The following is a 24,013-nucleotide window of genomic DNA, read 5'->3' as shown; positions in this document are numbered from 1 at the left end:
CCGGCGCCCCCCCCCCCCCCCCCCCCCCCCCCCCCCCCCCCGCCCCCCCCCCACCCCCCCCCCCCCACCCAAAACCCCCCCCCCCCCCCCCCCCCCCCCCCCCCCCCCCCCCCCCCCCCCCCCCCCACGTTCGCGTGCCGCGGTGCGTTACAGGTTTTCCACCAGCGAGACGTCGCGGACGGCGCCCTTGTCCGCGGACAGTGCCATGGCGGCGTAAGCGCGCAACGCGGGTGAGACGTGGCGTTCACGGTCCTTTGGCTTGTAGCCACCGTTGACTTCAAGTTTTTCGCGGCGTTCGGCGAGGATCTCGTCGGAGACCTGCAACTGGAGGGAGCGCTGCGTGATATCGATGCTGATGATATCGCCGTCCTCAACCAGGGCGATCGCGCCGCCGGAGGCAGCCTCCGGGGAGATGTGGCCGATCGACAGGCCCGAGGTGCCGCCGGAGAAGCGGCCGTCCGTGATGAGGGCGCACTTCTTGCCCAGGCCGCGGCCCTTGAGGAACGACGTCGGGTAGAGCATTTCCTGCATGCCCGGACCACCCCTGGGGCCTTCGTAGCGGATGACCACCACGTCGCCTTCCTTGATGGACTTGTTCAGGATCTTTTCCACGGCTTCGTCCTGTGACTCGCACACAACGGCCGGGCCTTCGAAGATCCAGATGGACTCATCCACGCCTGCGGTCTTCACCACGGCGCCGTCCACTGCGACATTGCCGCGCAGCACAGCCAGGCCGCCGTCCTTGGAGAAGGCGTGCTCCACGGAACGGATGCAGCCACCCTCGGCGTCGGTGTCCAGGGAGGTCCACTCGTTCGACTGCGAGAACGCGGTGGAGGAGCGGACGCCTCCGGGAGCCGCATGCCAGAGCGCTTGCGCCTCCTCGGTGGCCTTGCCGCCGCGGACGTCCCAGTCGTCCAGCCAGCCGTCCAGGTCGTTGGAGTGCACGGAATGAACATTCTTGTGCAGGAGGCCGCCACGGTTCAGTTCACCCAGCAGGGCGGGAATGCCACCGGCGCGGTGCACGTCCTCCATGTAATACGTCTTGTCCCCGGCAACATTCGGGGCCACCTTGGCCAGGCAAGGCACTTGGCGGGACTTGGCATCCATCTCGGCCAGGCCGTACTCCACGCCCGCCTCCTGCGCCGCGGCCAGCAGGTGCAGGATGGTGTTCGTGGAGCCGCCCATGGAGATGTCCAGGGCCATGGCGTTGTCGAAGGCCTCGGCGGTGGCGATGGAGCGCGGCAGGACGGAGTCGTCGTCGCCGTCGTAGTAGCGCTTCACGAGATCGACGACGGTGGCGCCGGCCTTCTCGTACAGCGCCTTGCGGGCGGTGTGGGTCGCGAGCACGGAGCCGTTGCCCGGCAGGGCCAGGCCGATGGCCTCGGCGAGGCAGTTCATGGAGTTGGCGGTGAACATGCCCGAGCAGGAACCGCAGGTGGGGCAGGCGTTCTCTTCGATGAGGTTGATGTCTTCATCGGAGATGGATTCGTCCACGGCGTCGGCAATCGCGTTGACCAGGTCCAGGGAGCGGACGGACCCATCCGTCAGGGTCACGCGGCCGGCCTCCATGGGACCGCCGGAAACGAACACTACGGGGATGTTCAGGCGGAGCGCCGCCATGAGCATGCCGGGGGTGATCTTGTCGCAGTTGGAGATACAGACCAGGGCGTCGGCGCAGTGTGCGTTGACCATGTACTCAACGGAGTCGGCGATCAGGTCGCGGGACGGCAGGGAGTAGAGCATGCCGGAGTGGCCCATGGCGATGCCGTCGTCCACGGCGATGGTGTTGAATTCGCGCGGAACAGCGCCGGCGGCGAGGATCGCGTCGGAGACGATCCGGCCCACGGGAGCCAGGTGGGTGTGGCCGGGGACGAACTCGGTGAAGGAGTTGGCGACGGCGATGATCGGCTTGCCGATGTCCGTGTTGGCGACGCCGGAGGCGCGCAGCAATGCGCGGGCGCCGGCCATGTTGCGGCCATGGGTAACTGTTCTTGAGCGTAGTGCAGGCATGAATACCATCCTGCTGTTCTTCCTTGGTCGGTGGAAGACGGTGTTGCTACTAGTAGTGAAAGTACCAGAGTAATAGTGTTGAAGGCGTGAAAGATGAGAGGCGCAAGGAGCTGGGGCTATACCTCAGGACACGCCGCACCCAGGCCCTGCGCTCGGACTACGGGCTGCCCCCGGTAGGGCGATCCCGCGAGCGCGGCCTCCGCCGGGAAGAGATCGCCTTCCTGTCCGGCGTGAGCGTCACCTGGTACACCTGGCTGGAGCAAGGCCGGGACATCAGTCCCTCGCGGCAGGTCCTTGAATCCATAGCGCGGGCGCTGCATCTCTCCGATACCGGGTTGAGCTACGTGCTTTCCTTGGGCGGCTATTCCTCCGCTCCGCCAAAGGGCCCGGTGGCCGCCGATGCGCCGGCCCATGTCCAACGCCTGCTCGATGCCTTGGACCCCAACCCCTCCTACGCACTGTCCCCTGATTGGGGCATCGCCGGTTGGAATCGGGCGTACGAGGCGCTGTACCCCAACATCGGAACGTTCGATGCCTCGGACAGGAACCTGCTGTGGCTTGTCTTCACCGACCCCTACATCCGCGACCTGCTCCCGGACTGGGACGTCACGAGCAAGCGCTTTTTGGCCGAGTTCAGGGCCGAAACCGGCCAACGGTTGGGTGATCCGGATGTGGAGTACCAGGTGGAACGGCTCAAAGCAGCCAGCCCGGAGTTCCAAGAGAGCTGGGACCGGTACGACATCCTGGGCTTCGAATCCCGCGAGCGGCAGTTCCACCACCCCGCGGTTGGCGTCCTCCACATGGAGCACCACCAGGTCTCCCCATCGGACCGGCCGGACCTCCACATCGTGGTCTATACACCTGCACCCGGGAGTGACGCCGGTGAGCAGATGCGGCGGTTGATGGGGAGCTGAAGCACGGTGCCGGGCACCCGGTTCAGCTGAGCTCCTGCTTGTCCAGGACGAAGTGCGCAGGAATCGACGCGACGCCGTTTGCCTGGACCACAACGTAGTGCTGCCCTGGGTAATAGGAGCGGGTTGTTATGGGGCGGAATGAGTGTGTTTTTGTGACTGTGACGGTCTCGCCGGGTGGAATGCGGCGGGATGTGAGCTTGAAGGTCTTTGCGCTGACCGTGCCGTTGGAACGCTGGAACCCGATGGAGTAGTCGATGGCTGCGTTGGCGGGCTGGGGGCCTTCGTTGACTACCTCGGCTGAAAATTCCACGGTTCCGTCCCAAGCGACTGCCGTGTGGCGCAGGTGAGGCTCCCTGACCACCAGCTGGCCGCCGGTGTAGCCCAGGAGGGCGAGCGCGTCCGGATTGCCTTGTTTAACCAGGGTCCTAAGTCCATGCCGTATCACCTTGGGTGTGGTGTCATCCGGCTTTCCAGACCAACGGCGGGCAGTAGCCAGCACCAGCTGCGGATCGATCCGGCTCAGGTCGTTAAGATGGTTCGCTGCGGAGCGTCGGACATAGTCGGTGGGATCCTGGTAGGTGGCATCAAGGATCTCCTGGGTTGCCGCTGGATTGGCTACCAACCACGGCACCCTTTTGGCCCACGGCAGGTAGGCGCGGGAGCCCTCCGTTGCGAGTCGGCGGACGTGTTCGTCGTTGTGATTCGTCCAGGTTTGCATCGTGGCAATGGCTCGTTCCGGTCGGGCAGCTATGAGGTCGCGGATGGCGAACTCTGCCGTGAGCCTCCCCGTCAGGCGGGACAGGACCGCGAGCGCAGCATCAAAATCGGTGAGCGATCCCGAGTGAAGTGCCCTTCCGGTCACCACTTCGGTGGCCGGCCAGACCATCCATCCCGTAAAGCGGGGGTCGTCGAGAGCATCGATCATGATCCTCTGAACATCGGAGGATCCCGCCGGTAAGTCCTGAAGGAGGGCATCCCTCACTACATCCACCCGCTGCCGGAGGCGTTGCCCGTCGAGGTCACCATGTGAGCGCTCCAGTGTTGGCAGCTCAATGCCCGGACTGGCGCCCATGAGTATGGAGCGCAGCTCGGTCACCACCGTGGAATTGATCAGCTCATCCATGGCGCCCATATACGTCCTCCTTCGCCGGTGCTGTCATCGTAGGCGATGGGAGTGACACCGAAAGCAGACACGCAAAGCCGCCCACCGCCGTCGTGCTGCTGTTAACAGGGCACGACGGCGGCAGGCGGCTTAAGCGCCATCCGTCAGGCAGGCAGCTGGTTGGCGACGCGGGGCGCCACGGGGGCAGGCACGCCCTCGCCCGCCTGGCCATACAACCAGTCGTTGTACTGGAAGTCGTTGTCCTTGCGGCTCTTGAAGAGCAGGTTTCGCAGCGTGCGCCCCAAGCCGGAGACGTGCCAGGACTCTCCCCACACGCGGGCCGTGCTTTGGACACGGGCGGTCCGGGCGGCGCGGGCGGAGTTGAACGCGACAATTGCCTCGTCCCACGCCGCCGGGTTGACGCCGTCGGTGGTGAAGACGGTGCCTGCGCTGACGTCCTGCAGCACGGCGGCGTCTTCGAGTGCCTGGCAGGCACCCTGGGCCAAGTACTGGAGCATGGGGTGGGCCGCGTCGCCCATCAGGACCATTCGGCCGGCAATCCAGTTCTCGATCGGATCGCGGTCGTACATGGGCCAGCGGATGCCCGTGCCGAGGTTCGCGAGGGCTGCCTGCACCGCGGGAATGCAGTCCTTGTAGGCGGCCTGGAGCTCGTCTACTCCCCCATACTGCTCTTCACCGCGCTCAAACGACGGCGATTTGAAGACGGCCACGGTGTTCAGCAGTTCACCCTTGCGCAGCGGGTACTGCACCAGGTGGCAGTCGGGGCCGAGGTAGACAACTACGTCCTCGAGGTCGGTCGCCGGAGTCTCAGAGGTAATGGGCACGGTGCCGCGGTAGGCAACGTAGGCAGAGGACACGGGCTCATCTGTTGCCACGAGCGGGCGAAGCGTGGACTTGAGACCGTCTGCGCCGATGATTACGTCTGCTTCATAGTCCACGCCGGCTGCCGTGTGCACTACGCCGCGTCCGTCCACGGTTTCCACGCTCTCAACCATGACGTCGTTGACCAGCTTCACGCCGGCAGCTTCACATCCTTCGAGGAGCACGCGGTGCAGGTCGCTGCGGTGGATCACTACGTACGGGGCGCCGTAGCGTTCCTCAAACTCCCCGCGCAGCGACTGACGGGTGAGCTCCTCACCGGTGGTCGCGTCGCGGAACACCAGATGCCTGGGCTGCACCCCGATCTCCAGCGCCTTCTCCAACAGGCCCCAACGCTTCAAAACCCGGGAGGCGTTCGGGGCCATCTGCAGGCCGGCACCGACCTCGCCAAATTCCGGTGCCCGTTCCACGAGCGTGACGTTGGCACCGTTTTCGCGGAGGGCCAGGGCTCCGGCCAAACCGGCCATGCCCCCTCCCACCACCAGGACATCGGTGGATGTGGTGTACTCAGGCATTGCGTGCTCCTTGGGAGATGGTGGATTTGATTTTGAGTCCGACGGCGGCCAACAGGACCGCTGCGATGGCGGCGGCTCCGGCGAACGCGAGGAAGTTGGAGTTGACGCCCAGCCCGGCTGCCAGCAGGAGGCCACCCACCTGCGGTGCGACGACGGCGCCAATGCGGCCGGTTCCGAGCGCCCAGCCGAGCGCGGTCCCCCGCAAATGGTCGGGATAGTGACTGGCGACTGCGGCGATGATGAGGCACTGCGTGCCGTGGGTTCCGACGCCGGCAAGCACCAGGGCGAGATAAACAACGGTGACGGGCGGGCTGGCCAGGAGGACGGAAAGCCCGACGGCGGCCACCGCGGCTGCCGCTATCGCCGTCGGAATCGGACCGAAGCGCGTGCCGGCCCAGGCGGTAATGACCGAACCGGCAACGGCGCCGAGATTCAGGGCCAGGGCGAAAGTGAGCGCCGATCCCAGGTTGTAGCCAGCCAGCTGCATGAGGTTAGGCAGCCACGTGCCCAGGCCGTACCAAGCGAAGAGCGTGGCAATCGTGGCCACTGCGAACAGTACGCTGACGCCCAGGTAGGGCGCCCGGAGCAGTGAACCGAAACCGGCGGAGCCCTTGGAGGCTTTGCTTTCGGATCCGGCGGGTGTCAGTGTCTCCGGAATGTACTTCAGCCCCAGCGGCACCACGATCACCAGTGCCAGCACGGCCACCAGGAACATGGCCTCCCAACCGAACGCGGGAATCAGCGGGATGCCCACCAGTGCGGCGATTGAGCCGCCGATCGGGACGCCGGACATCATCAGCGTGGCAATAGTGGACCGCCACTTGGTGGGAACCAGTTCGGCCACCAAGGCGTTGGCGGACGGCACCAAACCGCCGAGTCCGATGCCGGCGAGCAGCCGCAGAGCACCGAACACGGCCGCGTTGGGGGCGAACGCGCAGAGGATGGTGAAGATGGAGAAGACGATCGCGCAACCCAGGATGGTCTTGCGCCTGCCCCAGGAGTCGGCCATGCGTCCGGCGAAGATGGCTCCGATCATCATGCCCAGGAACGCCATGGAGCCAATGGTCCCTGCGGTTGCCTTGGTGAGGCCCCAGCCTGTTTCGGAGATCAGGGAGGACTGCACCGTTCCGTAAACGATGAGGTCATAGCCGTCGAAGACCACCAACAGCCAACAAACCAGGACGGCGAGTGCAGAGCCTTTGGAGAACCGCGGCGCACTGCCGGCAGCGTTGACGATTGACCCTTGCGACGCTGCAGCGGGAAGTGTGTGATTCATCCCACCACTGTCAGGTGAACGGCAAGCGAAGGGCCATACAATTCTGTTGTGCAGAACATCAACCCGGGTCAGGCCAGCCGGAAGCCAGCCCAAAACCGGAAACCCGTGCAGAAGCGGCCCACGTATTCCATCGACGCCGTGGACAACGCCCTTCAACTCCTCCAGCTGCTCCGCGACGGCGGCGCCCTCCGCCTCAAGGATGCCGCGGCGGAGTTGGCCGTAGCCCCGTCAACCGCCCATCGACTCCTGGCGATGCTGGTCTATCGCGGTTTCGCGGTCCAGGATGAAAACCGCCGCTACGTGCCCGGGCCCGCAATGGGTGTTGGCCCGGCGGGCCTAAGCTGGACCAGGCTCCTTCGAAACCTCGCCCAGCCCCACATGGAGCTCCTGTCCTCGCGGCTCGACGAGACCGTAAACCTGATGGTCCGCGTCGGCACCAAGGTCCGCTTCCTCAGCACAGTTGAAGGCGGCAACGTCCTGAGGATCGGAGACCGCCAGGGTACCGTGATGCCTGCCGACAAGACGTCCGGTGGCAAGGTGATGTTGGCCGAACTGGACCCGGCCATGATCGAGCAACTGTTCCGGAGCCAGAACGCCGAAATCGGCGGGGACACCATTCCGGAGGCCGAGTACCAGGCCTTCCTGCGCGAACTCGACAGCATCCGCGCCAACGGCTTCGCGGCCAACTTCGAGGGCACCGAGGAAGGCGTCAGCGCCTTGGGCATGGCTCTGCATAACCGGCACGGCCAGGTAGTTGGGGCGCTCAGCGTCGCCACGCCTGCCACACGGTTCCGAAAGGTGTTCGACGCCGGATTGGTCGCCGCCCTGCGCGAAACCTGCCGGCAGTTGGAGATCGACATCGCTGCAAACCCGGCTGATCCCGAATAAGAATAATTCTGTACAGCAGAATTGACTCGAGGTCGCAGCCTGGCATCCCTAGGGTCGAACTACGCCAAAAACTGTTCGGACCCTATCGAGGAGGCCTACGTGTCCATCAGCGCCGAGAACACGACCCATGAATCCGTGGCCGCCAGCCACGCCTTGCCGGAGCCGACTCCGGAGGAAGCTGCCCAGTTGGAGCAGCTGTACAAGGATTTCGCTGCGGGGAACATGGTGCCTTTGTGGACGGAGATCGGTGATTTGATGCCGATGGTCCCTACTCCGAAGGCTGTTCCGCATGTGTGGCGCTGGAATGACTTGTACCCGTTGGCCGCCCGTGCCGGGGATCTGGTTCCGGTAGGCCGGGGTGGTGAGCGGCGGGCCATAGCCCTCGCGAACCCCGGCCTTGCTGGCACCCCGTATGCGACTCCGACGTTGTGGGCGGCGATCCAGTACCTGGGCGCCCACGAGGTGGCCCCGGAACACCGTCATTCGCAGAACGCGTTCCGGTTTGTGGTCGAGGGTGAAGGCGTGTGGACTGTGGTGAACGGGGATCCGGTGGCGATGCGCCGCGGTGATTTCCTATTGACTCCGGGGTGGAACTTCCACGGCCACCACAATGACACCGACCAGCCGATGGCCTGGATCGACGGCCTCGACATCCCGTTCGTGCACTACGCCGATGCCGGGTTCTTCGAGTTCGGCACCGAACGCGTCACCGACGAAGCTACCCCGGATATTTCCCGTTCCGAACGGCTCTGGGCACACCCCGGCCTCCGCCCCCTCTCCGGGCTCGATGACACCACCAACTCCCCCATCGCCGCGTACCGCTGGGAACACACCGACGCCGCCCTCCGTGAACAGCTCCTGTTGGAGGATGAGGGCCACCCGGCCACCGTGTCCCAGGGCCACGCCGCCGTCCGGTACTCGAACCCGACCACCGGCGGGGACGTCATGCCCACCATCCGGGCCGAGTTCCACCGCTTCCGTCCCGGCGCCTCCACCGAGCCGTTGCGCGAGGTTGGGTCCAGTGTCTGGCAGGTCTTCGAGGGCACCGGCACCGTGATCTTGAACGGCGAAACCAAGCAGCTGGCCAGGGGCGACCTGTTCGTGGTCCCGTCCTGGCAGGAATGGTCCCTGACCGCCGACACGGACGCTGTTAATCAAACAGGGTTTGATCTGTTCCGCTTCAGCGACGCCCCCATCTTCGAACGACTGAACTTCAACCGCAGCTACACCGAAGGACGCAAGTAAATGAGACTCCTCACCCTCCGCACCGAAACCGGAACCAAGGCCGTCCGTCAGGACGGCGACACCCTCACCGAAATCCCCGGCTTCGCCGATGTCGGCGCGCTGCTGGCAGACCCCGCCTGGGAAACCACAGCGAAGGCGGCCAACGGCGCAACGCACGCGCTCGACGGCGCCGACCTCGCCGCCGTCGTGCCGTCACCGGGCAAGATCATCTGCGTGGGCCACAACTACCGCAACCACATCAAGGAAATGGGACGCGAGATCCCCGAACACCCCACCTTGTTCGCGAAGTACACCGAATCGCTGATCGGCCCGAATGATGACCTTGCCCTGCCGCAGGAATCGGACACCGTGGACTGGGAAGCCGAACTCGCCGTCATCATCGGCAAAAAGGGCCGCCGCATCGCCGAAGCCCACGCTGCCGAGCATATTGCCGGGTACGCGGTCCTGAACGACGTGTCCATGCGCGACTACCAGTTCCGCACCATCCAGTGGCTGCAGGGCAAGACGTGGGAGAACTCCACCCCGTTCGGCCCGGCCCTGGTCACCCGCGACGAATTCACCGCCGGCCCGCTCATGACCTCCGCCGTGGACGGCGAAATCCAGCAGTCCACCCCCACCGGCGACCTCGTCTTCACCCCCGAATTCCTGGTCTCCTACATCTCCACCATCATCACCCTGAACCCCGGTGACGTGATCGCGACCGGCACGCCCGGCGGCGTGGGCCACGCCCAGGACCCCAAAAGGTACCTGCAGGAAGGCCAACTCCTGGTCACCACCATCGAGGGCCTGGGCCAACTGAACAACCGCGTGGTCAAGGAAGCCTGATGGCAGCCCGCCACGATCTCGCCACCGATCCGCGGCGGCCGGGGGAAGAGCCAGCGCCCCGGGGGGGGGCCCCGCGGCGGGGGGCCCACCACCAACAGCGACCCCACGACCCGCCCCCCCCCCCCCCCCCCCCGGCGGGGCACCGCGTTCTTCGCCCGCAAACTCAACGAACTCACCGATGCCCAGCTCGACGGCGGCACCCGCCTTCCGGACTGGACCCGCCGCCACGTCGTGGCACACGTCGGCTACAACGCCCGTGCAATCGCACGCCTGATCGAATGGGCTGCCACCGGCGTCGAAACGCCCATGTATCCCTCCCCCGAGGCGCGGAACCACGAAATCAACTTCGGAGCCACGCTGTCTCCGATTGCGCTGAGGAACCTCTTCGACCACTCCGCGGTGCACCTGTCCGTCGAATGGCGCGACCTGCCCGACGCGAACTGGGCCAACGAAGTCCGCACCGCCCAAGGCCGCACAGTCCCCGCCTCGGAAACCGTGTGGATGCGCACCCGCGAAGTCTGGATCCACGCCATTGACCTGGACAACGGAGCCACGTTCAACGACATCCCAGCCCTCGTCCTCGAACGTCTGCTCAAAGACATCACCGGCGCCTGGAAAACCCGCGGCACAGACACCGGACTCGTCATCAAGGCCACCAACACTGCCGGGAACGGCACCGACCTCACGTTCGGCGACACCACCGCCACGGACCCGACGATCATCACCGGCTCCCTTCCCGCCGTCGTCGAATGGGCCACCGGCCGCGGAACTACGGGCGTCACAGCAACCGGACCCAACAACAACAGCATCACACCGGCAGCGCCACAGTGGATCTAGCCACTCCACCCATGGCGCAGCGGGTCGACTAAGCGCACTATGGGGGGATGAACGCCCAGAGTGCCAATGGATGGTCACAGGGCGGTTCCGGCAGCTTCGGGGCCGGCCTGCACCCGTGGAGCCGTTATGTGGCTTTGGGCGACTCGTTCACCGAAGGTTTAGGCGATCCGGAGCCGCGGAGCCCCGGCGGCCTCCGCGGGTGGGCGGACCGGGTGGCGGAAGAATTGAGCGCCGGTCACGATGATTTCGCCTATGCGAACCTGGCGATCAGCGGACGCCTGCTCCATCAGATCCTCGAAGAGCAAGTGGGCCCGGCACTGGACCTCAAGCCGGATCTGATCACCCTCAACGCCGGCGGCAATGACCTGCTCTTCCATAGGAGCGACCCCGACAAACTCGCGCTGGAACTGGACGCAGGCGTGGCAGAACTTGCCTCCACCGGCGCCGCCATCCTGCTGTTCACCGGGCCGGACTGGGGCGCTACCCCGGTGTTGGGCCTGGCCCGCGGCAAGGTTGCCATCTACAACGAGAACATCCGGGTAGTAGCTGCCCGCCATGACGCTGTGGTGGCGGATCTGTGGGCGCTGCGCCGACTCACCGATCCCCGGATGTGGGACCCGGATCGGCTGCATTTCTCGCCGCTGGGGCAGCACACCATCGCCACCATGGTGCTCGATACCCTGAATGTCCCACATTCCTTGGAGCCCCTAACGCCTAAACCCCTGCCCGAGCGCAACTGGCGCGAAGCACGGGCGGGCGACATCGTCTGGGCGCGCGAACACCTCTTTCCGTGGGTGGTGCGCCGCCTGACGCAGCGGAATGCCGACGACGGCCGTCACCCCAAGCGACCGGACCCGGGCCCTGTCTTTGGCGCCGGGATGCCTCCCGGAACGTTCGTTGGCAACGATCCCCGGAACATCGCGGACACCTAGCCTGCAGGCTGGGCTTCCGCTTGCGCGCGGATGCTCCAAGCCGACCAGTCCAGGGGGTGAACCGAAGGGCGTCCCAAGAGGTAGCCCTGGGCTGCGGTGATCTTGAGCGCGGTGACTTCCTGGAGTTCTTCCGCGGTTTCGACGCCGACTGCAATGACTTCGGCACCGATCTCCCTGGCAAGCTCAACGATGGCCCGGGCCCGGATCCGTTGCCCCTCGCTGCCTTCGATGCCCTCAATCAGGTGCCGGTCCAGTTTGATGATGTCGGGGCGCAGTTGTTCCACCCGCTCCAAGGAGACCAAAGCTGCGCCGGATGCGCTGATGGCTACCCGCAGGCCGAGTGTGCGCAGCGGCCCCAGTCCGTCGTTGCCGGTTTGGGCCTCAACATCCGCCAGGCTGCCGGTCAGTTCAACAATGATCCGGTCCGGGGCGAGGGACGCGGCGGCCAGCAGGTTCCGCACCCTCGGGTCACTGGAAGTTGCCGGAGTGAGGTTCAGTGCAACAGACATGTTGTCCGGGACGTCGTGCGCCGCCGTCAGCGCGCAGTGCAGCGCAGCAATCTCCAACTCGGTCCCCAGCCCAGCGGCAGCAGCCTCGTTGAACCAGACGTCGGCGCCGGCACCATCTTCTCCGACGAACCTTGTCAATGCTTCCACGCCAACCACATCGCCGGTTGGGAGTGCATGGACAGGTTGGAAGGCCGTCAGGAGGAGCTTGTCCGCGAGGATCGCCTGGATGCCTTCGCGCACCTCGTGGCTGACGGGGACTGAAACGGTCCGGGCGGCGCCAACGGACTCAAGGTGGACGCTGGAGGATTCAAGTTGAACGGGGACGGCGGCTGCCGATGAAGGCTCCTTGCGCGTTTCCAGCAGGTGCTCCAGCAGGGCCCCCGCAGGATCGTCCGGATTTGCCTCCACCAACTCGCGGAGCTTGATTCTGGCGCCTTCGCTGCGCGGTTCAGAATCGGCAAGGATGGACTCGATAATGTCCTTCACCTGCTCGCGCATGGTCGCTGCGGCAGACGCGGTCGTTTCAGCAGATACGGTCGCTTCAGCGGGCGGTGACGCGTCAACGCCGTTCGGGCGTGCGGAGTCCGCACCGCCGTCCGGTGAGAGAGAGCCCTCTTCTTGAGCCATCGGCTATTCCTTTATGTGTATCCCCCGCTGGCTGAGCCAGACAACTACCCGACCGACCCATCTGTGGGCCCTGTCACGAATAATACAGAAGAACCCTCCGACGTTGTGGCGGTGCGCTTTTCCAGACGCGCAAAACCGTGTCGCAGCGCCACAAGCCCTGAGATGCTTAGGGGGTGACGTCCATCTCAAAGGAAGCATCCCGCACCGCGCTCACCTGGAAACTGTTGCCCGCAGCGTTGCTTTCCTTATCCGGTGTACCGCTCTTCGCCTTTGGCAACGAGCTTCTCGGGTACGGCCTGCTGCTCGCGGGTGTCGTCACGGCCGCTTTCATCGACTACCGGTTGATGCGTCACCTCGCGTTGATAGCTGCGGGCATGTTCATCTTCAGCCAGGTCCCCCTCAACGCGGACCTCAGCACCGAACACATGGCCCTCATGGGTGGTGCGCTGGCGCTGGCTGTCGTGGTGCCCTGGCTGGTGTCCCGCTTCGTGTATCGCGAAGACATCATCAAGTTCCCCGTCAACACCGGCCGTAAGTGGCCGTTGGCCGCAAAGTTGTACCTGGTTGGCGTAGTGGCACTGGGCTACTTCATTCTTCCCGTCTACCTGATCAGCACCGGCGTGTACCAAAACTGGCCCGATGCTTCCGATCCCGACGTCTTCTGGCGGCTCTTCGTTGGCGTCAATGCCGTGGGGATCTGGGACGAGTTATTCTTCATCTGCACCACGTTCACCCTGCTCCGCCAGCACTTCCCGGATTGGCTGGCCAACCTCCTGCAGGCTGTGGTGTTCTCCTCATTCCTGTGGGAGATCGGCTACCAATCCTGGGGTCCCTTGCTGACGTTCCCCTTCGCACTGCTGCAGGGCTACACGTTCAAGCTGACCAAGTCGTTCACCTACGTGGTGTCGGTGCACCTGCTTTTTGACTTCGTGTTGTTCCTGGCGCTGGTGCACGCCCACAACCGGGAGTGGCTGCCGATCTTCCTGTACTAGCCCTCGCTGCAGTAGCTGGCTATGTCCCCGCCCATGCCTCTTCGGCCACCTCGATTTCCTGTGCCATGTCATCCAGGAATCGCTTCACAGTTCTTCGTTCCTTGGGCGTCAGTCGGGCCGCAGCCAGAAAACGCTTGGCCTGCTGCCGCCCGACTGTCCGCATAGCAGCGTCGTGCGTTGCGGGCGTGATGGCGATGGCAAGCGCGCGGCGGTCGGAGGGGTGGGCGTGTCGCGTGACGTGGCCCGCGCGTTCCAGCCGATCAAGCAGCTTGGTGGTGGACGCCGTCGAAATGTGAAGCTGGGCGGCTATTGCGCCAGGGGTGGCAATCACGCCATGGTTGGCGCAGATGATCAGGTAATGCAGTGCGCGCATGTCTGATTGGTTGAGTTTCATGTACCGCAGTGAGGCGTCGGAGAGTCGCTGTTCGGCCTCTCGCAGTCTTCCCAGTGCAGCCATGAGGTCACTGATCTGCTCAACATCAGATTCGGACAGACCTGAGCGATCCACCAGTTCGTGGTTCGGATCATTGGCGTCCAAATGGTAAATCCCGAAGGAAACCGGGGTCCCGGTTTCTTCAGGAATCTGTTCTGGACTGGACATGTTGAGTATGTTACACCTAACTTCCTACATGGTAGCCTTTCTTCTAGCTTGTCTAGCAATATCCGGATTTAGATGAGAGCACAGGCTTTGGAGGAAGGCGCAAGATGAACGCGACAGAGATGGTGGTCCTCCTTGATGACGCCGGAGCTCCCATCGGGGAGTCCCCGAAGAGCAGTGTGCACACACTGGAAACACCACTCCATCTGGCCTTTTCCTGCTACCTGCTCAACGAAGCCGGCGAAATTCTCCTGACCCGCCGTTCACCTGAGAAGAAGACCTGGCCGGGAGTCTGGACCAACAGCTTCTGCGGACACCCTGGACCGGGCGAAGACTTCGAAGACGCCGTGCTGCGGCGTGCGCAGTTCGAACTCGGAGTGGACGCCAACCGGATCGAACTCGTCCTCCCCGATTTCCGCTACCGGGCGGTGGACCCCACGGGCATCGTGGAGAACGAAGTGTGCCCCGTCTTTGTGGCCCGGATCAGCGGCGCACTGCACCCGAATCCCGCCGAGGTCGCTGACTGGGCCTGGATATCGCCCTCGCTGCTCGCTGACGCTTTGGAGCACACGCCGTCCGCTTTCAGCCCCTGGCTCGGGCTGCAGTTCCCGCAGCTCCTCAAAGCGCGCGCGTTGCCCCTCCAAGCTGGGGCCGACGCATGACCGTCACCTCCGGCGCCATTCGAAGCCGTACCGATCTCTGCGCCGCCATCGAAAACGAACTGGGCGGACTTATCGGCAAGAGGGCCAGCGCGGCAGCGGCCTATGGCCCCAACTTCGCACGGCTATGGGCGCTGGCAGGCCGGAATGTGCTCGGCGGCAAGTTCGTCCGGCCCTTGCTGCTCATGGAAATGTTCGACGCCCTGGAACAGGCCGGCTCCAAACAGCGCGAAACCGCCATCAACATCGCCGCCGCCGTCGAACTCCTCCACTATGCCTTCCTCCTCCACGATGACGTGATCGACGGCGACCTCGTCCGCCGCGGGCACCCGAACCTGATTGGTTCCCTCCTCGCGGAGGCCGGCGAACTCCCGGACAACACCCATGGCGCACGCAGCGGAAGCGGACTGCACTGGGCACAAACCGGCGGGATCCTGATGGGTGACATGCTGCTCGCCGCCACGCACCAAGCCTTTGCGCGTGCCGATCTACCCCGGGAACCGCGTCTGCGCCTGCTGGACCTCCTGGAACACACCATCAACGAGACCGTTGCCGGTGAGCAACTGGATGTCGGCCTGGGCGACGGCATCATTGCCCCGGACCTCGAGACCATCCTGGTCATGTGCGGCTACAAGACCGCCACCTATACTTTCGAACTCCCGCTGCGGGCGGCCGCAACCCTGGCCGGCGCCGACTTCGCCGTCGAGACTGCCCTGGCAACTGCAGGCCGGCATCTGGGGCTCGCGTTCCAACTCCAGGACGACCTCCTGTCCACGTTCGGAGATCCCCGCCGCCACGGCAAAGATCCTTTTTCGGACCTCCGGGAAGGCAAGGAAACCGCCATCATCGCCCATGCCCGCACCACCAGCACGTGGCCGGACATCGAGCCCTACTTCGGCAGGCCCGGGCTCAATGGCAACGAAGGCGAGCATGTTCGCCGGCACCTCAGCGACTGCGGGGCGGAAGCCTTTGTCCAGGGCCTCATCGAAGACCAGGTACGGGCCTTCAACACACTGCTGACAAGCACAATTCCGCCGCGCGCACGCAATGTACTGCTTGACCTTGCGGGGCAGCTGGAAGGACGGCAATCATGAGCGTCGCCACCGAAACCTCGTTCATCCATTTCACCCGGACAGCCGAGCGCGCGGCCAACCAGGTCATCGCCGCCTACTCCACGTCCTTCGGCCTGGCATGCAGGCTGCTGGGACCAAGGCACCGCCAACACGTCCGCAATATTTATGCGCTGGTGCGGGTGGCGGACGAACTCGTCGATGGCGTCACTGCCGAAGCCGGCCTCAGCTACCAGGAACAGTGCGACGCCTTGGCCCACTTCATTGATGAGACCCACCGCGCCGTCAAACTCGGCTACAGCAGCGACCTCATCGTCCATGCATTTGCCCAGACGGCCCGGACTGCGGGCATCGATGACACGCTCATCGATCCGTTCTTTGACTCCATGCGCATGGACCTCGGCGAGCGCACTGACTCTCTCAAGGGCACCGGCTCACGCGCGTCTTCGCAACAACCGGCACCCCTCCGCTTCGATGCCGATGCCCACGACGGCTATGTCCACGGCTCCGCCGAGGTGGTGGGGCTGATGTGCCTGCGCGTCTTCATGCGGGATGAGAACATCGACGACGGCGACGCAGCGGCTTTGCAGCATGGCGCCAGCAGGTTGGGCGCTGCTTTCCAAAACATCAACTTCCTGCGGGACCTCGCCGACGACACCACCCGCTTGGGCCGCAGCTACCTCGGCACCTCGGACCACCTTGAGGACCGCGATCGCATGGAATGGGTCAGCACCATCCGGTCCCAATTGGCCGATGCCAACGCCGTCATTCCGCTGTTGCCGCGCGACGCCCGGGCGGCAGTCCGCAGCGCCCTGGCCCTGTTCTCCGCACTGACGGACCGGATTGAACAGACAACCGTGGACGAGCTGTACCGCCACCGGGTGCGGGTTCCGGACGCCGTGAAGGCCGGCCTCGCCGCCCGCGCGGTCGCCTCTACCTGGATGGAGTTGCACCGATGACCCGGACAGTGGTGATCGGCGGTGGCATCGCGGGGCTTGCCACGGCCGCACTCCTCGCCCATGAAGGACACGAGGTCCAGCTCCTCGAGCAGCGCGACCGGGTTGGCGGGCGCGCGGGCAGCCTTGAACGGAACGGCTTCCGGTGGGACACCGGCCCTTCCTGGTACCTGATGCCGGGAGTCTTCGACCACTTCTTCCGGTTGCTCGGCACCAGCGCTGCCGAACAGTTGGACCTTCACACCCTCAGTCCCGCGTACCGCGTCTTCAGCGAACCAAACCACGACGGCGTGCGGCCGGACCCCCTGACGGTCCCCTTGGGCAGCGATCAGGTCTTGGAGACTTTCGAGGGAGTTGAGCCTGGCAGCGCGAAGGAGCTCACCTCCTACCTCGCCTCCGCCAGGCACACGACGGAGATGGCGGAACGCTTTTTCCTCTATAACCCGTTCACCAAATTGCAGGCACTGCTCCATCCAGAGGTGGTGCGGAGTTTGCCCAAGCTCGCGCAACTGCTCCTGACGCCCCTCGATAAGTACGTGTCCCAGCGGTTCCAGCACCCTGTTCTGCGTCAGGTCCTCGGATACCCGGCGGTTTTCCTTGGCACCAACCCCGCAGCTGCTCCCGCCATGTACCACTTGATGAGTGCCTTGGACCTGGGCGACGGCGTGCAGTATCCGATGGGCGGGTTCCACGAGCTCGTGGGCCGGCTTGAGGCGCTGGCAGTGGACGCCGGCGTCAGGATCCACACCGGAGCGGAAGCCCAAAAGATCACCACGCGCGAGGCCTCCCGGACCAAGAAGCTGGGCCGCTTCGATGGCGTCAGGCTCCCTGCTCCTCTTTCCGGGAAGGACTGCCGCGAGGTCACCGGGGTAAAGTGGCGCGACCACGCCGGTGCGGAGCATTACAGCGTTGCGGACCTCGTGGTCTCCGGCGCCGACCTGCACCACACCGAAACCCAACTGCTGGGTGTCAGGGACCGGAGCTACAACAGCAAGTACTGGCAGAGCCGCACCAGCGGTCCCGGCGCAGTCCTGGTCATGCTTGGCGTGAAGGGTTCGCTGCCGGAACTTCCCCACCACTCACTGTTCTTCACGCGGGACTGGGAGGCGAACTTCGCCGCGATCTTCGGGGAGGAGACCAGCATCCCCGAACCCGCCTCCATCTACGTCTGCAAACCCAGCGCCACCGACTCCGGCGTCGCCCCGCAGGGCCACGAAAACCTCTTCGTCCTGGTTCCCGTCCCGGCCGATCCGCAGCTTGGCGCCGGTGGTCCCGACGGTAGCGGCGATGCCCTCATCGAGCGGACCGCCGACGCCGCCATCGACCAGATCGCCCGTTGGGCCAACATCCCGGACCTCCGCGAGAGGATCGTTGTCCGGCACACCACGGGCCCCGCTGACTTCGTCCACGAGTACAACTCATGGCGCGGCGGCATGCTGGGACCGGCACACACGCTAAGGCAGAGCGCAATGTTCAGGGCCCAGAACGCCTCCAAGCGTGTGCGTGGCCTCTACTACGCCGGCGCCACCACTGCCCCCGGCGTGGGGGTACCGATGTGCCTCATCAGTGCAGAGCTGGTACTGAAGCGGATCCGCGGCGACCACAGTCCCGGCCCCACCACGGTGAGGCCCGTAGCCAGCAGGATTGGCTGATGGGTGTCCTCTATTTGCTCTCGCTGCTGCTCGGGATCGGCTGCATGCTCCTGCTGGACCACCGCTTCCGCCTGTTTTTCTGGCGCGATGCCAAAGCAGCGGCGATCGTCACCGCCGTCGGGGTCTTGTTCCTTCTCTTCTGGGACCTGGCCGGAATCGGCTTGGGGATCTTCCTGCGCGGTGAAGGTACCATCGCGACAGGTCTGTTGATCGCCCCCGAGCTGCCCATCGAGGAGCCAGTCTTCCTGCTTTTCCTGGTGCTGTGCACGATGGTTTTGTACACAGGCTCCCGGCGGCTGCTTGACCGGATCCCGTCCACCCGCAGCGGGAAGCAGCGGGAGCGGGAGAACGTATGACGTACTTGTGGCTCGCGCTCGGCTTCATCGCGGCGGCAGTGGTGGCCGGCGTGGTTTTTGCCCGCCACGGCGCGTTTCCCGGCGAGGCAGGCAGGCATTGGAAAGCGGTAGGCCTCGCGTTCGCGGCCTTGGTTGTCCTGACCGCTGTGTTCGACTCCGTCATGATCGGCATGGAGCTCTTCCACTACGACGCATCGCACATCCTTGGCGTCAAGGTAGGACTCGCGCCGATCGAGGATTTCGCCTATCCGCTGGCCGGCGTCGTGGCACTTCCAGGACTGTGGATGTGGTTGACGCGCAAGCACAAGCAACCCAGCGAGGGCGGCGCGGAACCGGGGCTCAAGGGCCTTGTCCCCCAAGCATTGCTCGCATCCCGCCCGGTCAGCTGGATCAACACTGCCTACCCATTCGCCGCGGCCATGCTCCTGACCACCCGCGAGATCGATTGGGTGCTGGTTGTCGGCACGTTCTATTTCCTGATCCCCTACAACCTGGCCATGTACGGGATCAACGATGTCTTCGATTACGAGTCGGACCTGAAGAATCCGCGCAAGGGTGGGATCGAGGGTGCGCTGCTCCAGCCCCGGTTGCACCGGCCCATGCTGTGGCTCGCGGCGATCACCAATGTGCCGTTCCTGCTGGTGCTCGCTGTTGCCGGAGGACCAGCCGCCTGGCTGAGCCTGGCCGTCAGCGCTTTCGCCGTTGTGGCCTACTCCGTGGCCGGCCTGCGCTTCAAGGAACGCCCGGTCCTGGACTCGCTGACGTCCAGCACGCACTTCGTGAGTCCCGCCGTCGTCGGCCTTGCCTTGGCCGACGCCAATGTGACACCGGGCTTGATCGTCGTGCTGGCGGCGTTCTTCCTGTGGGGCATGGCCGCGCACGCCTTCGGCGCCGTCCAGGACATCGAGCCCGACCGGCAGGCCGGCATCGGCTCCATAGCGACAGTCATCGGTGCCCGACGAACGGTGAGGCTCGCCGTCGTGCTCTGGTTTGTTGCCGGTCTGGCAATGTTGGCCACGCCGTGGCCCGGCCCCCTGGCGGCGATCATCGCCGTCCCGTACATCGTTAACTGCGCGCCTTACTGGAACGTTACGGATACGACGGCGGCACGCACCAATGTGGCCTGGCGGCGGTTCATCTGGCTCAACTACGGTTCAGGGTTTTTGGTGACCCTGATACTGATCCTGCAGTGGAGCCTCACATCATGAACGGGGCTGGTCCCCGGGCTCTTCGTCAAGGGTGTCCAGGGCCTCGCGCATGTGCTGGAGGAAATTCACCACGATCTGGGATTCGTCCGGGCTCAACGCGCACGCCGCATCCAGCATCCGGCGGTGCATTCCGCCCAGGGTGTGCCGCACTTCCTGGTCTGAACCGGGAGTGGCCTTCAGGATCAAGGCCCGCCGGTCAGTGGGGTGGGGTTCGCGGCGAATATGGCCGGATTCCACCAAACGGTCGATCAGGGTGGTCATGGACGCCGACGTTATCCCCAGCTTGTCGCCCAAGTCCTTCGGCTTCATCACCTTGCCGGCAGCCTCTGCCTCGAACAAATAACGCAGGGCCAGCAGGTCCTTCTCACCCATTCCCATGGACGTACGCGTCCTCCGGCGCATCGCCTGCTCGGAGGCGCGGTAATCGCGCAGGGCGTTCAGTACGTCAATGGCAATGGCCTTCTGACCTGGGTCTTTGCCGTACCAGTAGCCCTTTGAGTGGCCTTCCGAGTCCATCCGATGTTCCTTCGATAAGCGTAAAGCTTGATTCACTAGCATTTTGATACTAGGTCACGGACCCCATGAATGCATGACACCGTCCATCCCACACCCACGCAGCACCAGGAAAGAGGCACTGCACATGGCAACAGCAAGCTCCGACCTCGCCCGGCAAATCACGGTCACCGTGAGCTTGGCGGTCTGCATCATCGGCTCGATGATCGGCGTGGGGGTGTTCGGCGGCACCCCGATTGCGCAGGCAGCGGGCGGGGCTTTGTCCGCCGACTCCACTCTGCTGGCTCCGGCCACCCCCGCGTTCTCCATCTGGTCCGTGGTGTACACCGGCCTTGTTGCCTACACGGTGTGGCAGTGGCTGCCGTCCCAGCGGGCCAATCCGCGGCAGCGCTCCCTCGGCTGGATCGTGGCCGTGTCCATGGTCCTGAACGCCGCGTGGATCCTGTCCGTGCAGGCTGGGTGGCTCTTCGTCAGTGTTCTGGTGATCCTGGCGCTGCTGGTGTCCCTCGTCCTGGCGTTCCTTCGCTACAGCCAGAGCCGCGCTGCTTCGTGGGTTGAGGCAGTTGTGGTGGACGGGACTTTGGGGCTCTACCTGGGCTGGACCAGCGTGGCCGTGTGCGCCAACATCGCAGCAGCTTTGAAAGCGTTTGGTTTTCTGGGCTTCGGACTGCGTCCTGAGATCTGGTCCGTCGCTGTGCTCGTGGTGGTGGCGGTCGTCGGTGTCGCCTTGGCTATCAAAGGACACGGGCGCCTCGCCCTGGCAGCCGCCATCGCGTGGGGGCTCGTGTGGATCACGGTCGGCCGCAGCGCCGATTCACCCGAATCATTCCCGACGGCGATCGCGGCGGCTGTTGCTGCTGCGCTGGTTCTCGGGGCGGCCATCACGGTGCGGGCCCGGACTGTGTTGGCAGGCCGCTAGATCCAACCACGTTTCCCCGACAGCTCCGGCATGGCATCAGTAGCTCGTTGGACGTAGACGTCATCGCTTTTCCACATAGGGAGCTTTCGACCTTATGGCGCCCAATGCCTGCTGGAAGAGTTGAGGCATGGAGCAGATTCGGGGCATGCAGACACCGCCAGACGCGGCGCTTGTTCCTGTCTCGAGGCATTGGACCGACGAGACCACGCCTCGGGTTTCTGATCTCATCACGCTCCTGGGCGCCATCCCCCTCGGCACCGCGAGCCGGGAGCTTATCGACCAGATCCGCGGGTTGGAAGACCTGAAGTCCGCCATCGTGGGGTTGCAGGCCCGGGCCGCGGTGGCCTTTGACTTCGCCCAACGGCAGGAGCAGGCCGCGGTGGGTGTGCCCGCGTCCGAACGGGGCCACGGTGTTGGGGCGCAGATCGCGTTGGTCCGGCGGGAATCCCCGAACCGGGGCTCGCGACTCCTGGGCATGGCGAAGGCGCTGGTGACGGAGATGCCGCACACCATGGCGGCGCTGGAATCGGGCCAGTTGAATGAATGGCGGGCCACGCTGCTGGTCAAGGAAACAGCATGCCTGTCGGCGGAGGACCGCTGCGCCGTGGATGAGGAACTCTCCGCAGATACCGGCACGTTCGAGGGGAAGGGCGACCGGGCGGTCATCGCCGCGGCGAAGGCTGCCGCCTACCGGCGTGATCCGCGTTCCGTTGTCCAACGCGCCGCCCACGCTGCCACCGAACGGACCGTGACCCTGCGGCCTGCGCCGGACGCCATGACCTACCTGACCGCCCTCCTTCCGGTCGCGAAGGGTGTGGCGGCGTACGCCGCTCTGACCCGGGTTGCTGACTCTGCCCGTTCGGCCGGGGACCCCCGGATCCGGGGCCAGGTCATGGCAGACACCCTCGTCGAGCGCATCACCGGCAGGCACGGCGGGATCAGCGGAATCGACCTGCAGCTCGTCATGACCGATCGAACCCTCTTTCAGGGCGACAGCGAACCTGCCCGGCTCGAAGGCTACGGAATCGTCCCCGCTGAATGGGCCAGGAAGCTACTTCGCGCCGGAAGCGGGGCCCTGTCCGAGCAAGACCCCGCACCAAGGCAGGAGCCGGCGCCAACGCGGGACGACGAGCTAACCGTGTGGCTCCGCCGGCTCTACACCGCGCCGGCCACAGGCGAACTCCTGAGCATGGACTCCAAAGCGAGGCTCTTCCCGCCACGACTCAGGCGCTTCATCGAAACCCGTGATGACACCTGCCGCACCCCCTATTGCGACGCGCCCATCCGTCACATCGATCACGTGGTCCCCTGGCACGCCGGCGGCACCACCACCCTGGCCAACGGGGCCGGACTCTGCGAAGCCTGCAACCACACCAAAGAAAACCCCGGCTGGACGGCGAAAACCCTCCCCGAAGGTGTCCACACTCTCGAAATCCGCACACCCACCGGTCACAGTTATCAATCGAAGGCCCAGCCTCTGCCCGGGCATAACTACGCGCACGTGGCGGCGGCTCCACCGGCAACCAGCGTTCCCACGCTTGAACAGCAACAACAGTCACACCAACGGCAGTCCCAGCACAACCGACGCAGTCACATCAAGCGCGCGAAGGCAGGCAAGTTTCACCGGAGAAAGAAGCGGGTCCCAGCCTAGAAACCGGCCGGGCAGCAGCAACGCCGCGCAGCCCCAGCGCAGCCGCGCCCTATGCCGGGCAGGCGTCCTTCAATGCCTGAACGGACTCAGCTGGCACTTGGTCGCCGGCCTCCGCGATCTGGTTCAACGGCGTCGTGATGTCCGAGGGAACTCCAGCAGCATTGGCTGCCGACACCAAACCGGACAGCAGCTGCTTGTCCTGAACGCTGACCAAGCCGTCCTGGACCACTGCGCAAATCTGCTTGGTTACTTCATCGGCAGCGGCAGTGGCTACCTTTGAGGCGGCCTCGCTGGCGGCATTTCCGGCAGCTTCCTCTACTGCTCCGCAGCCGACAAGCAGCAGCAAAAGAGGGACGGCGGACAGGGCTGCAAGGCGACGGGTCATGAGTCCAGCCTAGCAATCCGGCAGCATGGCCCATGTTTGCCTAGTCCGTGGTTGCTTGGATTGATACGCTCGCGGAATGCGGATCCGGCCGATCGATCTTGTGGATGTACTCGTCTACTTGGTCGTGTTGGGCGTGTTTATCCAGCTGTTCCCCGCCGTCATTTCAGAGTCCTTCCTGCTGGCCCTTCTCACGGCGATCCTGCTGAAAGCAGTGCTCGAGATCGTGATGTTCGCCAAGAAGAAGATCGTCGGACGCATCAGGGATGGAAAGACCGTGGCAGCCCGGATTGTCAGCGTTGTCGCACTGCTGTTTGTCATGCCGGGAAGCAAGTTCGTGGTGCTGGAGTTGGTCGATTTCGTGTTCGGCGACGCCGTACAACTCGGCGGGTTCTTCGCAGTGACAGCCCTCATCATCGTGCTGATGCTGGCGCGTGGTGGGATGCGACGCCTATTCGCCAGGTCAGGGCAGTGATT

Annotated in this window: 23 protein-coding genes and 1 pseudogene; 16 read left to right on the top strand and 8 right to left on the bottom strand. The window is 64.9% G+C overall.

The window, feature by feature from the left end; translation table 11 throughout:
• Window positions 1-147: 147 nt before the first annotated feature.
• Window positions 148-2,010, bottom strand: coding sequence for a dihydroxy-acid dehydratase (gene ilvD, locus LN996_RS16195; RefSeq protein WP_231341442.1), 1,863 nt, complete (start codon window positions 2,008-2,010; stop codon window positions 148-150).
• 86 nt (window positions 2,011-2,096) lie between these two features.
• On the opposite strand from ilvD, the gene LN996_RS16190 reads away from it, so the two are divergent.
• Window positions 2,097-2,924, top strand: coding sequence for a helix-turn-helix transcriptional regulator (locus LN996_RS16190; protein WP_231341441.1), 828 nt, complete (start codon window positions 2,097-2,099; stop codon window positions 2,922-2,924).
• Between the two features lie 22 nt (window positions 2,925-2,946).
• Here the strand turns inward: LN996_RS16190 and LN996_RS16185 are convergent, their stop codons facing one another.
• From LN996_RS16185 to LN996_RS16175, 3 genes are all read right to left on the bottom strand, one after another.
• Entirely contained in the window at window positions 2,947-4,056 is a 1,110-nt protein-coding gene (locus tag LN996_RS16185) for a DNA alkylation repair protein (RefSeq protein ID WP_231341440.1), read from the bottom strand.
• A 134-nt stretch (window positions 4,057-4,190) separates the two neighbouring features.
• Window positions 4,191-5,441: an FAD-dependent oxidoreductase gene (locus LN996_RS16180; RefSeq protein ID WP_231341439.1), complete on the bottom strand. Its 1,251-nt coding sequence runs from the start codon at window positions 5,439-5,441 to the stop codon at window positions 4,191-4,193.
• Window positions 5,434-6,717, bottom strand: a complete 1,284-nt coding sequence (locus LN996_RS16175) for an aromatic acid/H+ symport family MFS transporter (RefSeq protein WP_231341438.1) — start codon at window positions 6,715-6,717, stop codon at window positions 5,434-5,436. Before LN996_RS16175 ends, LN996_RS16180 begins: the two co-directional genes overlap by 8 nt.
• Window positions 6,718-6,765: 48 nt before the next feature.
• On the opposite strand from LN996_RS16175, the gene LN996_RS23805 reads away from it, so the two are divergent.
• From LN996_RS23805 to LN996_RS16150, 5 genes and pseudogenes are all read left to right on the top strand, one after another.
• Window positions 6,766-7,605 carry an IclR family transcriptional regulator gene (locus LN996_RS23805; RefSeq protein WP_231341437.1) on the top strand — a complete coding sequence of 280 codons (840 nt, stop codon included), beginning with the start codon at window positions 6,766-6,768 and terminating at the stop codon, window positions 7,603-7,605.
• Window positions 7,606-7,704: 99 nt separating this feature from the next.
• Window positions 7,705-8,850 (top strand): cupin domain-containing protein, encoded by a 1,146-nt coding sequence (locus tag LN996_RS16165; RefSeq protein ID WP_231341436.1) that lies wholly within the window; start codon window positions 7,705-7,707, stop codon window positions 8,848-8,850.
• The gene (locus LN996_RS16160; RefSeq protein WP_231341435.1) at window positions 8,851-9,675 is read left to right on the top strand and encodes a fumarylacetoacetate hydrolase family protein; all 825 of its coding nucleotides are present in this window, start codon (window positions 8,851-8,853) and stop codon (window positions 9,673-9,675) included.
• A 132-nt stretch (window positions 9,676-9,807) separates the two neighbouring features.
• A pseudogene (locus LN996_RS16155) lies at window positions 9,808-10,512 on the top strand (maleylpyruvate isomerase family mycothiol-dependent enzyme); the annotation flags it as partial.
• A 47-nt stretch (window positions 10,513-10,559) separates the two neighbouring features.
• Window positions 10,560-11,444 carry a GDSL-type esterase/lipase family protein gene (locus LN996_RS16150; RefSeq protein WP_231341434.1) on the top strand — a complete coding sequence of 295 codons (885 nt, stop codon included), beginning with the start codon at window positions 10,560-10,562 and terminating at the stop codon, window positions 11,442-11,444.
• Here LN996_RS16150 and LN996_RS16145 read toward each other — a convergent pair.
• The gene (locus LN996_RS16145) at window positions 11,441-12,580 is read right to left on the bottom strand and encodes an EAL domain-containing protein (RefSeq protein WP_231341433.1); all 1,140 of its coding nucleotides are present in this window, start codon (window positions 12,578-12,580) and stop codon (window positions 11,441-11,443) included. The two genes, LN996_RS16150 and LN996_RS16145, sit on opposite strands and share 4 nt — an antisense overlap.
• A gap of 173 nt (window positions 12,581-12,753) precedes the next feature.
• On the opposite strand from LN996_RS16145, the gene LN996_RS16140 reads away from it, so the two are divergent.
• Complete coding sequence (locus LN996_RS16140) at window positions 12,754-13,572, top strand: CPBP family intramembrane glutamic endopeptidase (RefSeq protein ID WP_231341432.1); 819 nt, start codon at window positions 12,754-12,756, stop codon at window positions 13,570-13,572.
• Window positions 13,573-13,591: 19 nt separating this feature from the next.
• Here the strand turns inward: LN996_RS16140 and LN996_RS16135 are convergent, their stop codons facing one another.
• Window positions 13,592-14,173, bottom strand: coding sequence for a MarR family winged helix-turn-helix transcriptional regulator (locus LN996_RS16135; RefSeq protein ID WP_231341431.1), 582 nt, complete (start codon window positions 14,171-14,173; stop codon window positions 13,592-13,594).
• 104 nt (window positions 14,174-14,277) lie between these two features.
• On the opposite strand from LN996_RS16135, the gene idi reads away from it, so the two are divergent.
• Genes idi through LN996_RS16105 form a run of 6 tightly spaced genes read left to right on the top strand, consistent with a single transcriptional unit; the run spans window position 14,278 to window position 20,071 of the window.
• Entirely contained in the window at window positions 14,278-14,832 is a 555-nt protein-coding gene (gene idi, locus LN996_RS16130) for an isopentenyl-diphosphate Delta-isomerase (protein ID WP_231341430.1), read from the top strand.
• On the top strand, window positions 14,829-15,923 hold the full coding sequence (locus LN996_RS16125; RefSeq protein ID WP_231341429.1) for a polyprenyl synthetase family protein: 1,095 nt from the start codon (window positions 14,829-14,831) through the stop codon (window positions 15,921-15,923). Before idi ends, LN996_RS16125 begins: the two co-directional genes overlap by 4 nt.
• A complete protein-coding gene (locus LN996_RS16120; protein ID WP_231341428.1) occupies window positions 15,920-16,858 on the top strand; it encodes a squalene/phytoene synthase family protein in 939 nt (312 codons plus the stop codon). Before LN996_RS16125 ends, LN996_RS16120 begins: the two co-directional genes overlap by 4 nt.
• Window positions 16,855-18,507, top strand: coding sequence for a phytoene desaturase family protein (crtI, locus tag LN996_RS16115; protein WP_231341427.1), 1,653 nt, complete (start codon window positions 16,855-16,857; stop codon window positions 18,505-18,507). Before LN996_RS16120 ends, crtI begins: the two co-directional genes overlap by 4 nt.
• The gene (locus LN996_RS16110; protein ID WP_231341426.1) at window positions 18,507-18,863 is read left to right on the top strand and encodes a lycopene cyclase domain-containing protein; all 357 of its coding nucleotides are present in this window, start codon (window positions 18,507-18,509) and stop codon (window positions 18,861-18,863) included. The genes crtI and LN996_RS16110 overlap by 1 nt, the downstream gene beginning before the upstream one ends.
• Entirely contained in the window at window positions 18,860-20,071 is a 1,212-nt protein-coding gene (locus LN996_RS16105; RefSeq protein ID WP_231341425.1) for a prenyltransferase, read from the top strand. The genes LN996_RS16110 and LN996_RS16105 overlap by 4 nt, the downstream gene beginning before the upstream one ends.
• On the opposite strand, the gene LN996_RS16100 is transcribed toward LN996_RS16105, so the two are convergent.
• Entirely contained in the window at window positions 20,066-20,587 is a 522-nt protein-coding gene (locus LN996_RS16100) for a MarR family winged helix-turn-helix transcriptional regulator (protein ID WP_231341424.1), read from the bottom strand. The genes LN996_RS16105 and LN996_RS16100 overlap by 6 nt on opposite strands.
• Window positions 20,588-20,711: 124 nt before the next feature.
• On the opposite strand from LN996_RS16100, the gene LN996_RS16095 reads away from it, so the two are divergent.
• Window positions 20,712-21,503, top strand: coding sequence for a tryptophan-rich sensory protein (locus LN996_RS16095; RefSeq protein ID WP_231341423.1), 792 nt, complete (start codon window positions 20,712-20,714; stop codon window positions 21,501-21,503).
• Between the two features lie 127 nt (window positions 21,504-21,630).
• Window positions 21,631-23,154, top strand: coding sequence for an HNH endonuclease (locus tag LN996_RS16090; protein WP_374202227.1), 1,524 nt, complete (start codon window positions 21,631-21,633; stop codon window positions 23,152-23,154).
• Window positions 23,155-23,203: 49 nt separating this feature from the next.
• Here LN996_RS16090 and LN996_RS16085 read toward each other — a convergent pair whose 3' ends face one another.
• Window positions 23,204-23,539, bottom strand: coding sequence for a hypothetical protein (locus tag LN996_RS16085; RefSeq protein ID WP_231341421.1), 336 nt, complete (start codon window positions 23,537-23,539; stop codon window positions 23,204-23,206).
• Between the two features lie 76 nt (window positions 23,540-23,615).
• On the opposite strand from LN996_RS16085, the gene LN996_RS16080 reads away from it, so the two are divergent.
• A complete protein-coding gene (locus LN996_RS16080) occupies window positions 23,616-24,011 on the top strand; it encodes a hypothetical protein (RefSeq protein WP_231341420.1) in 396 nt (131 codons plus the stop codon).
• Window positions 24,012-24,013: the final 2 nt, after the last annotated feature.

Origin of the sequence: Arthrobacter sp. AK01, from assembly GCF_021109375.1 — a bacterium.
In the GTDB taxonomy this organism is placed as follows: domain Bacteria; phylum Actinomycetota; class Actinomycetes; order Actinomycetales; family Micrococcaceae; genus Arthrobacter.
The sequence above is the reverse complement of the archived record's forward strand: the minus strand, read 5'-3'. Positions and strand labels throughout refer to the sequence as shown.